Origin of the sequence: Nonomuraea sp. NPDC000554 (assembly GCF_040300065.1) — a bacterium.
Classification (GTDB): domain Bacteria; phylum Actinomycetota; class Actinomycetes; order Streptosporangiales; family Streptosporangiaceae; genus Nonomuraea.
Genome location: NZ_JBEPDC010000001.1, coordinates 523474 through 537023, shown reverse-complemented (window position 1 = coordinate 537023; position 13550 = coordinate 523474). Strand labels below are relative to the sequence as shown.

10 protein-coding genes are annotated in these 13550 nt (G+C 71.4%); 7 read left to right on the top strand and 3 right to left on the bottom strand.

Translation table 11 applies throughout. From position 1 onward, the window contains the following. Nucleotides 1-69: 69 nt before the first annotated feature. Nucleotides 70-2367 carry a glycosyl hydrolase family 28 protein gene (locus ABT294_RS02725; RefSeq protein ID WP_350803049.1) on the top strand — a complete coding sequence of 766 codons (2298 nt, stop codon included), beginning with the start codon at nt 70-72 and terminating at the stop codon, nt 2365-2367. Between the two features lie 45 nt (nt 2368-2412). On the opposite strand, the gene ABT294_RS02720 is transcribed toward ABT294_RS02725, so the two are convergent. Genes ABT294_RS02720 through ABT294_RS02710 form a run of 3 tightly spaced genes read right to left on the bottom strand, consistent with a single transcriptional unit; the run spans nt 2413 to nt 4698 of the window. Further along, on the bottom strand, nt 2413-3663 hold the full coding sequence (locus ABT294_RS02720) for a S8 family peptidase (RefSeq protein ID WP_350803048.1): 1251 nt from the start codon (nt 3661-3663) through the stop codon (nt 2413-2415). Continuing rightward, complete coding sequence (locus ABT294_RS02715) at nt 3660-4115, bottom strand: hypothetical protein (protein ID WP_350803047.1); 456 nt, start codon at nt 4113-4115, stop codon at nt 3660-3662. The genes ABT294_RS02720 and ABT294_RS02715 overlap by 4 nt, the downstream gene beginning before the upstream one ends. Continuing rightward, nucleotides 4108-4698, bottom strand: a complete 591-nt coding sequence (locus tag ABT294_RS02710) for an RNA polymerase sigma factor (RefSeq protein WP_350803046.1) — start codon at nt 4696-4698, stop codon at nt 4108-4110. The genes ABT294_RS02715 and ABT294_RS02710 overlap by 8 nt, the downstream gene beginning before the upstream one ends. Before the next feature lie 107 nt (nt 4699-4805). Here ABT294_RS02710 and ABT294_RS02705 point away from each other — a divergent pair, with 107 nt between their 5' ends. From ABT294_RS02705 to ABT294_RS02680, 6 genes are all read left to right on the top strand, one after another. Next, complete coding sequence (locus ABT294_RS02705) at nt 4806-7463, top strand: CHAT domain-containing protein (RefSeq protein WP_350803045.1); 2658 nt, start codon at nt 4806-4808, stop codon at nt 7461-7463. A 268-nt stretch (nt 7464-7731) separates the two neighbouring features. Beyond that, on the top strand, nt 7732-9078 hold the full coding sequence (locus ABT294_RS02700; RefSeq protein ID WP_350803044.1) for an ABC transporter substrate-binding protein: 1347 nt from the start codon (nt 7732-7734) through the stop codon (nt 9076-9078). Next, a complete protein-coding gene (locus tag ABT294_RS02695; protein WP_350803043.1) occupies nt 9075-9989 on the top strand; it encodes a carbohydrate ABC transporter permease in 915 nt (304 codons plus the stop codon). The genes ABT294_RS02700 and ABT294_RS02695 overlap by 4 nt, the downstream gene beginning before the upstream one ends. Next, on the top strand, nt 9986-10798 hold the full coding sequence (locus ABT294_RS02690) for a carbohydrate ABC transporter permease (protein WP_350803042.1): 813 nt from the start codon (nt 9986-9988) through the stop codon (nt 10796-10798). The genes ABT294_RS02695 and ABT294_RS02690 overlap by 4 nt, the downstream gene beginning before the upstream one ends. Continuing rightward, entirely contained in the window at nt 10795-12552 is a 1758-nt protein-coding gene (locus ABT294_RS02685) for a glycoside hydrolase family 36 protein (RefSeq protein ID WP_350803041.1), read from the top strand. Before ABT294_RS02690 ends, ABT294_RS02685 begins: the two co-directional genes overlap by 4 nt. After that, the gene (locus ABT294_RS02680) at nt 12549-13547 is read left to right on the top strand and encodes a LacI family DNA-binding transcriptional regulator (protein ID WP_350803040.1); all 999 of its coding nucleotides are present in this window, start codon (nt 12549-12551) and stop codon (nt 13545-13547) included. The genes ABT294_RS02685 and ABT294_RS02680 overlap by 4 nt, the downstream gene beginning before the upstream one ends. The last annotated feature ends 3 nt before the right edge of the window (nt 13548-13550 follow it).

The following is a 13550-nucleotide window of genomic DNA, read 5'->3' as shown; positions in this document are numbered from 1 at the left end:
TACATCCGATCTTTCGCTCTAACTTGAAGCGGCGGGGGCTTTGTTGCGACTCTCAGTCAGGAGAGATCCATGAGCGAGACCGCCTTACGGAGAGCAGCCGCCTGGGTCGCTGCTCTCACCGCCGCCAGCCTGAGCGCCCTGGCGATCGCCGTCCCGGCCACCCCAGCCGTGGCCGCGGCGGTCTTCAACGTCAGGGACTACGGGGCGACGGGGAACGGCTCAACCAACGACACGTCCGCGATCAACGCGGCCATCACCGCCGCCAACAGCGCCGGCGGCGGGACCGTCCAGTTCCCGTCAGGGACCTACCGGTCGGCCAACTCCATCCACCTGAAGAGCAACGTCACGATCCAGCTCGACGCCGGCTCGACCATCATGGGCTCGCCGAACGACACCTACGACGCGCCCGAGTCCAACCCCAACGACAACTACCAGGACTACGGGCACAGCCACTTCCACAACGCGATGATCTGGGGCGACCGCCTGACCAACATCGCCTTCGTGGGGTCGGGCACGATCGACGGAGGCGGCAACCTCATCACCGGCAACCCGAACTCGGGCGAAGCCGACAAGATCATCTCGCTCACCCGCTGTGACGGGCTCACGGTGAACGGCATCAAGCTGCGGCGCGGCGGCCACTTCGCCATGCTGACCAACGCCTGCAACAACATCACCTCCGACGGGCTGCGTATCGACACCGCCAGCGACCGCGACGGCTGGAACGTGATCAGCGCCAGGAACGTGACCATCAAGAACGCCGACATCGCCGGCAACGACGACGCGCTTGTGTTCAAGAGCGACTGGGCGCTCGGGCAGACCTACCCCAACGGCAACGTCACCGTGACCGACAGCCACCTGTCGGCGGGTTGCTGCAACGCCCTCATGTTCGGCTCGGAGACCTGCGGCGACTTCACCGGCTACCACTTCGAGCGCATCAACATCACCGGCGCGAACAAGTCGGGCCTCGGCATGGTGTCGATGGACGGAACGGTGATCTCCGACGTCCACTACAAGGACATCACCATGAGCAACGTGCGCAGCGCGATCATGGAGAAGATCGGCACCCGACGACGGTGCGGAAACAGCCCGGGGGTCGGCCGCATCGAGAACATCACCTACGAGAACGTCACCTCGACCGGGCAGAGCAGCGCCAACTTCACCGCGACCCTGTGGGGCGAGTCCAACACCGCCAACCGGATCCGCAACGTCACGTTCACCAACGTCGACCTGACGGTTCCCGGCGGCAACTCCTGCATGGGCACCGGGGTTCCGAGCAACAACGCGACGGACTACAACCCGAACAGCATCGGCACCCGCCCGGCGTACGGGTGGTACATCCACAACGCGCACGACGTCTCGTTCGTGGACAGCTCCGTGCGGTTCGTGAGCAACGACTGCCGCCCGGCCGTGATCGCCAACACGGGCAGCACGGTCACCTTCGACCGCTTCACCGCCGAACGCGGCAGCAACAGCCCGTTCGACATGGGCTTCCAGTCGATCAGCGGCTACTGCGTGTCCAACAGCCAGAACACCACGGGCGGCGCGCTGCGCACCAGCGCCACCGGCTCCACGCAGAGCTGCACCCCCGGCGGCACCGACTTCCTGGAGGCGGAGAACGCGACGATCTCGCAGGGCGTGGTCGAGTCCAACCACAGCGGGTTCAGCGGCACCGGCTTCGTCAACGGCGACAACGTCACCGGGAGCTACGTCGAGTGGACGGCCAACGCCGCCCAGGCGGGCAACGCCGCGCTGAACGTCCGCTACGCGAACGGCACCACGTCCAACAGGCCGATGGACATCACGGTCAACGGAGTCCCGGTGGCCGGAGGGCTCACCTTCCCGCCGACCGCCAACTGGGACACCTGGGCGACCGCCGTCGTCAACGCCCCGCTGACCGCGGGCGCCAACACGATCAGGGCCACCTCGACGACCGCGAACGGCGGCCCCAACCTCGACTACCTGGACGTGACCGCGCAGGGCCCGGCACCCGTCGACTACCAGGCCGAGAACGCGACGATCTCGCAGGGCGTGGTCGAGTCCAACCACACCGGCTTCACCGGCACCGGATTCGTCAACTACGACAACCTGGCCGGCGGCTACGTCGAGTTCACCGTGACCGCCGCGCAGGCGGGCGACGTGCCGCTGGCGCTGCGCTACGCGAACGGCACCGCGGCGAACAGGCCGATGGACATCACGGTCAACGGGGTCCTGGTGGCCGACGAGCGGGCCTTCGACGCCACGGCCACCTGGGACACCTGGGCGACGTCCACGCTGACCGTCCCGCTGACCGCGGGCGCCAACACGATCCGCGCGACGGCCACCACGGCCAACGGCGGCCCCAACCTGGACAGGATCACGATCGGCTAGCCGGGTGCCTGCCGCACCCGCGCGGGTGCGGCAGGCCCGTCGCCGTTACCGGTAGCCGTCCCTCTCGGGGGCGTAGGGGCGGACGCCGGCGACCGCGGGCACGTCGCGGGCCAGGTAAGGGTCGCCCGACAGGAGCGCCTCCGCCGCCTCCTGGATGGTCACGCCCCGCTCCAGCGCGACCGCCGCGATGCCGCCCGCGACGTACGCCGCCGCCGCCGACGTGCCCTCCCACCTGGTGACGCCGTCGAAGCCGACAGGGTCGCCGGGACGCAGGACGCCCGTCTCGTCGCGGCGCAGCAGCCTGGCGTGCTCCAGGAAGAGGCCGTCGTGGCGGCCGGGGGCCATCAGGTCGACCCACGGCCCCGACTGCGAGTACGCCGCCCGCTCACCCGTCTCGTCGAGCGCGCCCACGGCGATCACGCCCGGCAGCGCGGCGGGGAAGATCGTGCTCTCCCTGGTGGGGCTCGGGTACGACGCCGCCCGCGTGACGCTGCCCCAGTTGCCCGCGCTCGCCACGTGCAGGCAGCCGAGCCGCGACTCGGCCCGCTCCAGCACGAACGGCGGCTGGTCGTCCCAGGTCGCGCCGCCCAGCGAGGTGAGCAGGATGTCCACGTCGTGGCTGAACTCGGCCATCGTCCTGGCCAGGGTCCAGGAGTCGACCTGGTTGGAGCCGTCGAGCGCCTGCCTCACCACCAGCTCCACGCCCGGGGCGCGCTGGAGCACGATGCCGCTCAGGTAGACGGCGTGGCCCAGGGTCGCCGGGGGCGGGTCGGCGGGCTGCTCGAAGGCGGCGGAGTCGGTCAGGTACCGCTTGTCGAGCTGCGGGTGGCGGTAGAGCGCGCAGTCGAGAATCCCGACCCGCACGCGGCGGCCCCTGGTGGACGCGCGGGCCGGGATCTCCACCCGCTCGCCCGGCGCGAGCCGCTCGGGGTCGCCCGCGCCGCCGCCCGTGTACGGGGTGCCCTCGGCGTACATGCGGACCTTCGCCATCGTGGGGGTCCAGCCGTGGTGCTCCTCCCTGAACTCCTCGCGGAGCTGGAACAGCACCCTGTCGAGGACGCTCGGCTCCCCGGTCAGCCGGGTCTGCAGGTCGGGCCTGAGGGGGAACTGGCCGAGGTCGACGAGCTGGAGCCGGGTCAGCCCGAGCACCGGGTCGGTGTCGTGGCCGGCGGTGACGCTCTTCAGCCTGTCGAGCACGAGCTGGTCGTGCTGCGCGTCGACGACGATCTCGTCGAGGCGGTAGGTGCCGGTGCTCGTGCGATGGATCGGCATGAACTGCTCCTCTTCGTTGGTCACAGGGTGATCCAGCTCGTGGACACGCTTGTCCCGTCGGCTGTGCGGCACTGCAGGTAGAACGGGTGGCCGGGGATCGGACGGATGGAGAACCCGCCGATCTCGTCCGCGTGGACGGTGGTGTCCTGGCTCGACAGGACACGCACCTGGATGTCCACAGCCTGGCCGGGCACCACCTGGCCGACCAGGGCGTCATCGGTGACTTCCAGCTCGATCGTCAGCGCCGGGCAGACGAAGGTGAGCGCCCGCAGCGAGGCCGACTCGGCGCGGGTGAGCGCCGCCAGGCCGTCGACCTCGGAGTCGTAGGCGAGCCGGGCCAGTTCGTCGTCGAGGTCGCGGGCGAGGAACGCGGCCTGCGCCGCGTGAACGACCTCCGGCGGCACCGTCTCCTCGGCTCTCAGTGCCGCCGCCAGCTCGGCCAGCAGTTCCTCGTCGCTCCAACGTCCTTCAGGCATTGCCCTCGCCCTCCTCGTCAAGGCCCAGGTAAGCGGTCAGATAGGGGCTTCGGCGAAGCTTGGCCAGGCAACGGGCCCGGCTCGGGCCGATGCCGCCGACCGGCATGCTCAGCTGTTGGCTGATCTCCGCGTACGAAGGCCGAGGGTCGCCCATCAGCGTCGTCAGCAGATCCCGGCACATCGGCGGCAGCTGGGCGAAGGCGGCGCGCATCGCCGCCTGGAACTCCGCGCGCTCCAGCTCCCGCTCGATCACCTCCGAGCCGTCGCCCGCCAGGTCGCCGCCCAGCGGCGACTCCGCGAGCTCCCGTCTACGCGCCGAGCGGAGCACCCGGAAGCACTCCCGCTGGGTCGTCACGGCGATCCAGCCCGGCAGCGCCGAAGGGGTGCGCAGCACCGCGAGCTGCTCGACGAGCCGCAGGCAGACCGTCTGCACCACGTCGTCGGCGTCGGGCCGGCCCACCCGGTACCGGTTGCAGATCGACCACATCAAGGGCAGGTACCGATCGAGCAACTCGTTCCACGCCGCCTCATCGCCCTTGCCGGCCCGTGTGACCAGGGCGATGACCGTCGGGTCTTCCCGCATCCAATGCCTCCTGCCGCCGTGAGCGGAATGGTGCCTAGAGCTAGAGAGAAGGGTTGTCGCCCGCTTGATACATCACAGGCGGAAAAATGTCCGCCAGACTTCGTGTGGTGACGACGGATCAAGCCGAGGAGCTGCTGCGCCTGGCCGAAGCCGATCCGGCCCGGCTGATGCGCGACGCGGCCGAGGCCGCCGAGCGGGCCAGGGCCGGAGGCGACGCCGCGCTCGGGTCCGTGGCCGAGCGCGCCATGGGTGTGGCCGCCACGCACCTGCGCGACCTGGCCACCGCCACCCGGCACCTGCGCGCCGCCATCCGCCTGGGCCAGCGGGCCGGCTCACCGGAACTGGCCGCCGAGGCCAGGATCAGGCTGGCGTTCGTGATCAGCCTGCGCGGTAAGCCGCAGCAGGCGCTGACAGAGATCGACGGCGCCCTGCCCGCCCTGCACGGCGTCGCGCGGGCGCGCGCCGAAGCCCAGCGCGCCGCCGTCTTCAACCATCTCGGACGCCGCGACCACGCCCTCGCCGGATACCGGATCGCCGTCCCCGCCCTGCGCCGGGCCAGGGACCACCTGTGGCTGCAACGGGTGCTGTCGAACCGGGGCATCGTGCACGGCTACCGCCACGAGTTCGCCGCCGCCGAGGCCGACCTGCGCGAGGCGGAGGAGCTCTGCACCGCGCTCGACCTGGACCTGTCGCTCGCCATCGTCCGGATGAACCTGGGCTGGGTGAGCGCCGTGCGGGGCGACATCCCGGCCGCGCTCGCCTACCTCGACAGCGCCGAGCAGCGCTTCCGCGCGCTGGGCACGCACCAGCTCGGCTGGCTCCTCACCGACCGCAGCGAGCTGCTGCTGTCGGTCGGCCTGGTCACGGAGGCCCGGCACGCCGCCCAGGAGGCCGTCGAGGAGCTCCAGAGCGGCCGGCGCACGATCGGCCTGCCCGAGGTGCGCCTCCTCCTCGCCCGCACGTCCGGCCTGGACGGCGCCCACCTCGAAGCGGAGCAGGAGGCCAGGCGGGCCGTCGCCGAGTTCACCAGGCAGGGCCGCCCCGACTGGGCGGCCCTGGCCCGCTTCGCCGTCCTGCGCGCCCGGGTCGCCCTGGCCGGATCGAGGGGGGCGAGGCCGCCGGGTGTGGCGACGCTGGAGCGGGCGGCGCGGGAGCTGGGCGAGGCGGGCTGGCCGGGTGCGGCGCTGGAGGCGCAGATCCTCGCCGCCCGGCTCGCCATGGAGCGGGGGGTGGCCGAGCGGGCCCGCGGCCAGCTAGGCCGGGCCGCCGCGGCCCGTTTCCGCGGGCCGGCCCTGCTGCGGGCCCGCGCCTGGTACGCCGCCGCGCTGCTGCGCTCGTCCACCGGCAACCGGCGGGGGATGGCGACGGCGGCGCGGGCCGGGTTGCGCGTCCTGGACGAGCACCGGGCCACGCTGGGGGCGACCGATCTACGGGCGCACAGCGCGCAGTACCGGGTGGAACTGGCCGAACTCGGGCTGCGGACGGCCCTGAGCGCCCGCCGCCCCGCCGCCGTCCTCGCCTGGGCGGAGGAGGGGCGGGCGAGCCATCTGCTGATGCCGCCCGTCTACCCGTCCGACGACCCCGACCTCGCCAAGCGGCTGAGCGAGCTGCGGATGGTCGTGGACGAGATCCACGACCGGCGGCGCGCGGGGCAGCCCACCACGCTGCTCGACCAGCACCAGCTCGCCCTCGAGCGGGAGATCCGTGACCACCGTCGCCGCCAGCCGGCCGCCCGTCCCGGCCTGCCCGCGCGGCCCGTCCCGGCCGGGCGGCTGGCCGAGGCGGCGGGGGACGCCGTCCTGGTCGAGTTCGTCCTGCTGGACGGGGAGCTGCACGCGGTCACCGTCGACGGGGGCCGCCTCTGGCTGGACCACCTCGGGCCCGCCGCGCCGGTCCGCGACCTCATCGACCGCGTCCCCTTCGCCCTGCGCCGGCTGGCGGGCCGCACGAGCAACGCGAGCAGGAAGGCGGCGGCGGAGATGCTCGGCCACGCCGTCGAGCACCTGGACGACCTGCTGCTGCGCCCGCTCTCCCGCCGCCTCGCCGACCGTCCCCTCGTGGTGATCCCCACCGGGCCGTTGCAGGCGCTGCCGTGGTCGCTCCTGCCGTCGTGCGCGGGCCGTCCGGTCACCGTGTCCCCGTCCGCGACGCTCTGGCACGCGGCCGTGTCCCCGGAGACCGGGGCGGGGGCAGCGGCCGGGGACGGGCACGTGCTGTGCGTCGCCGGGCCGGGGCTGCCGGGGGCGCGGGTGGAGGCGGAGGCGGTGGCGGGCATCCACGCGGCCGGGGCGCTGGTCGGCGGGCAGGCGACGGCCGAGGCGGTGCTGGCGGGGCTCGACGGCGCCCGCCTCGCGCATCTGGCCGCGCACGGGCGGCTGCACGCCACGAACCCGCTCTTCTCCGCCCTGCACCTGGCCGACGGCCCGCTGACCATCTACGACCTGGAACGGCTGCGGCGCGCCCCGCGGCTGGTCGTGCTGGCCGCCTGCGACAGCGGACGGCCGATCGTGCGGGCCGGCGACGAGCTGCTCGGGCTCAGCGCCACCTTCCTCGCGCACGGCTCCAGGACCATCGTCGCGTCCGTCATCCCCGTCCCCGACGCCGAGACCACCGCGCTGATGATCGCCCTGCACCGGCTGCTCGCCGCCGGCCATTCGGCCGCGGCCGCCCTGGCGCGGGTCCAGCAGTCGGCCACCGACGAGGCCCTGGCCGCCTCGGCGGGGTTCGTCTGCATCGGCGCCGACACCGGGATCCCGATGCCATGACCTCTCGGCATCAGTGACTGGAGGCCAGAGGTAACGCGATCAGGGCGGTCGCCTGGTTCGCACACGTTCCAACGCAAATCCTCCGGATTTCTGCGGATCTATGTTGGTTTCCCATATTTCAGCGGCGCTACGGGCGTGTGTCAATGGCTTGCGGTCGATTGTCGTCGCTTGGACTGAAAGCTTTCGTTCGACTCTTGCAAGTCCGAGAAACCTGGATGTAACGTCTCGGCGCATCAGGCCCATCTCTGCGCCCCCCGGGAGACCGACCATGGCCAACCTCGACCGCCGCCGATTCCTCCAGCTCAGTGCTCTGGCCGCGGGAGGTGCGGCGCTCACCGCGTGCGGCGGCGGAGGCGCCGCCTCGGCTCCCGCCACCGTCGGACCCACCGGCACGGCCGCCACCGGCGACATCACGGTGTGGAGCTGGCAGGGCCCGGCCGCGATGATGAAGGCCCTCGTCCCGGACTTCCAGAAGCAGTTCCCCGGGATCAAGGTGGACGTCCAGGACATCGGTAACCCCGCCATCTGGGACAAGATCACGTCCGGTATGGCCGCCGGTGGCCAGGGGCTCGGCGACGTCCTGCACATCGGTGTCGACTACCTGCCCGCCTACATCGAGAAGTTCCCCGACGGGCTGGCCGACCTGGTGCCGCTCGGCGCCGACCAGCACAAGGCCAAGTTCGCCCAGGGCATGTGGGAGACGGTCAGCCGCAGCGGCAAGGTCTACGCCCTGCCCTGGGAGGCCAACTCGGCCGGCTTCTACTACCGCGCCGACCTGTTCGAGAAGGCCGGCGTGGACGTGGACGCGCTCCAGACCTGGGACGAGGTCATCGAGGCCGGGATCAAGCTCAAGGAGAAGACCGGGGTCCAGCTCCTCGGCATCAACAAGCCCGCCACGCAGGCCGACTCCGCCGGCCTCTTCCAGATGCTGCTGCAACTGCAGGACAGCTTCTACTTCGACATGCAGGGCAACGTCACGCTCGACACGCCCCAGGCCGTCACCGCTCTGACGATCATCAAGAAGCTCAACGACGCCGGACTCGTCGCGGACCTGGCGGGCGGCTGGAACACGATGATGAGCTCGATCAAGAAGGGCAGCGTCGCGGTCCAGGCGATGCCGACCTGGTTCGGCGGCATCATCGAGGAGACCGCCCCGGACCAGAAGGGCAAGTGGAAGGTGCGGCTGCCCCCGGCCGTGACGGCGGGCGGCAAGGTCTCGGCCACCGTCAACTCCACCCACCTGGCCGTGGCGGGCACCAGCAAGCACAGGGAGGCGGCCTTCGCCTTCGCCGAGTTCGTCCTCACCCGTCCCGAGAACCAGGTGAAGATCTACAAGGGGAAGGGCATCGCGCCCGCGCTGATGGCCGCCTACGACGACCCGGTCTTCCACGAGCCGTCGGCGTTCTTCAGCGGGCAGAAGAAGGGTGAGATCTTCCTCAACGCGCTCGAGCAGCCGTCGTACGTGACCAACTACTCGGCCGACTACCCGCGCGCGCTGAAGGCCGTCGACGACGCCCAGGGCAAGGTGCTGCTCAAGGGCGCCGACCCGGCCGCCGTGCTCAAGGAGGCCGCCGACCTCATCGCCCAGCAGACCGGGCGCAAGGTCCTGCGATGACCGCGCTCTCCGAACGGGTGACGGCGAGGCCGGCGACCAGGGCGCGGGACAGGCGGCAGGGCATGCGGCTCGCGCCGTACCTGTTCGTGCTGCCCGCGATCGCCCTGTTCGCGATCTTCAAGCTGTATCCGATCGCCTGGTCCTTCTGGCTCAGCCTGTTCAGGACCGACGGCGCGCTCCAGACCTTCGCGGGGGCCGCCAACTACCAGCGGCTGGCCGCCGACCCGCTGTTCTGGAAGTCGCTGCAGAACACCGGCATCATCCTGCTGGTCCAGGTGCCGATCATGCTGGCGCTGGCGATCGGCCTGGCGGTGGCGCTCAACTCCTCGCTGCTGAGGTTCAAGGGCTTCATCAGGCTCGGCTTCTTCATGCCGATGATCACCGGCCTGGTGGCGTACGGCCTGCTCTTCGCGGTGCTGCTCAGCCCGCAGTCAGGGCTGGTCAACTGGGTCATCGGGCTGTTCGGCGTCCCGGCGATCCCGTGGCTGACCGACGCGCTGTGGGCCCGCATCTCCATCGGGCTGGCGCTGACCTGGCACTACACCGGCTACAACGCGGTGATCTTCCTGTCCAGGCTGCAGTCGCTGCCCAAGGACCACTACGACGCCGCCAGTGTCGACGGGGCCGGCGCCTGGAGCCGCTTCAGGCACGTCACGCTGCCGGGGCTGCGCCCGGTCATCCTGCTCACGGTGGTGATGTCCACGATCGGCACGCTCCAGCTGTTCGACGAGCCGTACGTGATGACCAACGGCGGGCCCGACAACAGCACCATGACCGTCGGCGTGTACCTGTACAACAACGGCTTCAGGTTCCTCGACTTCGGTTACGCCTCGGCCATCGCCTACGCGCTCGCCGTGATCATCGGGATCCTCGGCGTCATCCAGTTCCGCTTCCTGGGAGAGCGCCCGTGACCCGCCGTGTGATGCTCACCTCGTCGCTGCTGATCACCGTCACCCTGGTGCTGGCGCCCTTCTACTGGCTGGTCGTCGCCAGCACGCACAGCACGGCCGAGGTGTTCGGCAACCCGCCGCCGCTGCTGCCGGGCGCCCACCTCCTGGAGAACCTGGCCAACCTGGAGTCCTCCATCGGCTTCAGCAGAGTCGTCCTCAATTCGGTGCTGATCGCCACGATCTACACCGTCCTCGCCGGGCTGGTCTGCACGATGGCCGGGTACGGCTTCGCCAAGTACGACTTCCGCGGCAAGGAGCTCCTGTTCGGCCTGCTGATGCTCGGCCTGATCATCCCCAGCCAGGTGACGCTGGTGCCGCTGTTCAAGATGATGCTGGCGCTCGACTGGCTGAACACCTACCAGGCGATCATCCTGCCCAACCTGGCGCTGCCGTTCGGCATCTTCCTCATGCGGCAGTCGATGTCGGCGCTGCCCACCGAGCTGCTGTCGGCCGGACGCGTCGACGGCTGCGGCGAGCTGCGGCTGTTCGTCCGGGTGGTGCTGCCGCCGATGCGGCCCGCGCTCGCCGCGCTGGGCATCTACCTCTTCCTCTACCAGTGGAACGACTTCGTCTGGCCGCTCATCGCGCTGCGCACGCGGGACGCCTACACGATCCCGCTGGCCATCGCGTCCCTACAGGGCGCCACCGAGACCGACTACGGCCAGATCCTGGCGGGTACGGCCGTCGCCGCGATCCCGATGGCGATCCTCTTCCTGCTGCTACAACGACACTTCGTATCCGGACTTCTCGCGGGAGCTGTAAAAGAGTGAGCGTCACTACCGCCGGGCTCGCGCCCGCGCCCACCGAGCACCTGCTCGACGACGTACGGCTGGCCGTCCTGACGAAGGGCGCGCCTGCCCGGTGGTCCCTGGAGCCCCAGTCGGACGGCACGTCAGACAGCACGTCGGACGGCACGGAGGTGCTGGAGGTGCGCGCCGACGACGACCTGGAGATCAGGCTGTCGGTTCCGCTCGGCGACGCGGTGGGGTTCTGGCATCCCGACGCGGGCTGGGAGCGGACGGTCGTCGCCGACTGGGCCGGGCAGGCGCGGGTCTCGCTGGTGCAGGGGGCCGTCGCGGGGTGCCTGTACGACAACGCCGGGGCGTCCATGCTGGCGTTCGCCGCGCTCGACCCGGTGCCGGAGACCACGATGCGGTTCGGCGTCTCGGAGGAGAACAAGACCTTCGTGGTGCACCTGCACGTGCCGGCTGGGCGCTCGCCGTACCGGATCGCGTTCGCACGCCGCTCGCCGAGCGTCGCCGCCGCGATGCGGGTGCTGCGCCGCGGGCTGGGGGAGGGCCAGGCGGGGGCGCCGGAGGGGGCGCGGCTGCCGGTCTACTCGACCTGGTACGGGTTCAGCCAGGCGGTCGAGGACGCGGCCGTCGCCGAGGAGGCGCGGCTGGCGGCGGAGCTGGGCTGCGGCGTGATCATCCTGGACGACGGGTGGCAGGAGCTGGGCAACGGGCGGGGCTACCAGGGCCTGGGGGATTGGCAACCCGATACGACGAAATTTCCGGATTTCGCGGGGCATGTCGCTCGGGTACAGGGATACGGGCTGAAGTACCTGGCCTGGGTGGCTCCGCTGCTGCTCGGGCCCGAGGCCCGGTGCTACGCGGAGCTGTCGCAGTACGCGCCGCAGCCGGGCTGGGCGCCGGGCGCGCAGGTGCTCGACCCGCGCAGGCCGGAGGTGCGCGCGCACGTCGTCGACCTGTGCGCGCGGCTGGTCGCCGACTACGGGCTCGACGGCTTGAAGATCGACTTCCTGGACCAGACGATGGTCTACGCGGGGCGGCCGGGGCCCGGCTGTGACGTCCCGGACGTGGGAACCGCCATGCTGCTCATGCTGTCGGACCTGGTCGCGGCGGTCGAGGCGGTGCGGCCGGGAGCGCTGATCGAGCTGCGGCAGCCGTACGTCGGGCCGGGCATGGCGCCCTTCGGCTCCATGCTGCGGGCCGACGACTGCCCCGCCGACGCCGTCGCCAACCGGGTGCGCACCATCGACGTCGGGCTGCTCGCCATCCGCGGCGTCGTCCACGCCGACATGCTCATGTGGGACCCGTCCGCCCCCGCGCACGCCGCCGCGCGGCAGCTCATCGGCGCGCTGCACGCCGTCCCCCAGATCTCGGCCAGGCTCGGCGAGCTTCCTGACGAGCACCGGCGGACGGTCGCGTTCTGGCTGCGGCGCTGGCAGGAGCTGCGGCCGCTGCTCCTTGACGGGGAGGTCGAGCCAGGCCGCCCCGACGAGCTGTACCCGGTGGTCAGCGCGGCCCTGGGCGACGAGTGCGTGATCAGCGTGACGAGCGACCGGGTGGTCACCGTCGGGGCGTTCCGTAAGGTCACCGTGGTGAACGGCACCTCGTCCGGCAGGCTCGTGCTGGACGTCGCCCGCGACGGTCTCTCCGTCTCGGAAACCCGGGCCGCGGACGGCTCTATGATCGTGCCGACGGCCGGGACGTTGCGGCCGGGCCTGTGCTCGCTGGACGTCCCGCCCTCCGGGCTGGCGGTGCTGGAGGTGAGAGTGTGAGGATCGGCATCACCGAGGTCGCGGCGAGGGCTGAGGTGAGCGAGGCCACCGTCAGCCGCGTCATCAACCGCCGCGCCGGGGTGTCCGCGAAGACCCGCGAGGCCGTGGAGCGCGCCATGGCCGAGCTGGGCTACGAGCGCAGCACCCGTGGGCAGATCGTCGCGGTGATCACGCCGTGGCTGTCCAACCCGTTCTTCGCGGACGTCGCCGAGCTGATCGAGGCCGCGCTGGCCCCGCACGGGCTCAAGGGGGTCGTCTGCCCGGCGATGCCGGGAGGGATCCAGGAGCGCGAGTTCGTCACGGCGCTGGCCGACCACGGGGTGGCCGGGGTGGTGTTCCTGTCGGCCAGCAACACGATCGAGAACGCCGACCCCGAGACGTACAACGTGCTGGCCGCCCGGCGCATCCCGTTCATCGGCGTCAACGGCGGCTTCGACGGGTACGACGCGCCCGTCTTCTCCACCGACGACTACCTGTCAGCCGAGCTGGCCGTCGACCACCTGTGGACTCTCGGGCACCGCCGGATCGGGCTGGCCTCAGGGCCGGCGGGGAACCGGCCCGCCGACAGGCGGGTCGAGGGGTTCATCGCCGCGCTCCGGCGTCGCGGGGTCGACGACCCCGAGGCGCTGGTGGTCAGGCAGCACTACGCGATCGAGGGCGGGCAGTCGGCGACGGCCGAGCTGCTCAGGCGCGGCGTGACCGCGGTCGTGGCGGCCAGCGACTACATGGCGCTCGGGGCCGTCAGGGCGGTGCGCAGGCAGGGGCTGACCGTCCCCGGCGACGTCTCGATCGTGGGGCACGACGGGTCGATGATCATGGAGTTCGTCGACCCGCCGCTGACCACCGTCCGGCAGCCGATCGACCGGCTGGCCAAGGAGGTGGCCCGCACCATCATCGCCCTGGTGAGCAACCGCGAGGTCCCGAAGGGCGAGCTGCTGTTCAGCCCCGAGCTTGTGGTGCGCGGCTCCACGGCGCTTCCGCGCGACCCCCGCTAGACG

Excerpts from the sequence above, each read along its gene's own strand:
- ABT294_RS02725 (WP_350803049.1), top strand. The coding sequence starts at position 70 with ATGAGCGAGACCGCCTTACGGAGAGCAGCCGCCTGGGTCGCTGCTCTC.
- ABT294_RS02715 (WP_350803047.1), bottom strand. The coding sequence starts at position 4,115 with ATGCCTGAAGGACGTTGGAGCGACGAGGAACTGCTGGCCGAGCTGGCG.
- ABT294_RS02710 (WP_350803046.1), bottom strand. The coding sequence starts at position 4,698 with ATGCGGGAAGACCCGACGGTCATCGCCCTGGTCACACGGGCCGGCAAG.
- ABT294_RS02700 (WP_350803044.1), top strand. The coding sequence starts at position 7,732 with ATGGCCAACCTCGACCGCCGCCGATTCCTCCAGCTCAGTGCTCTGGCC.
- ABT294_RS02695 (WP_350803043.1), top strand. The coding sequence starts at position 9,075 with ATGACCGCGCTCTCCGAACGGGTGACGGCGAGGCCGGCGACCAGGGCG.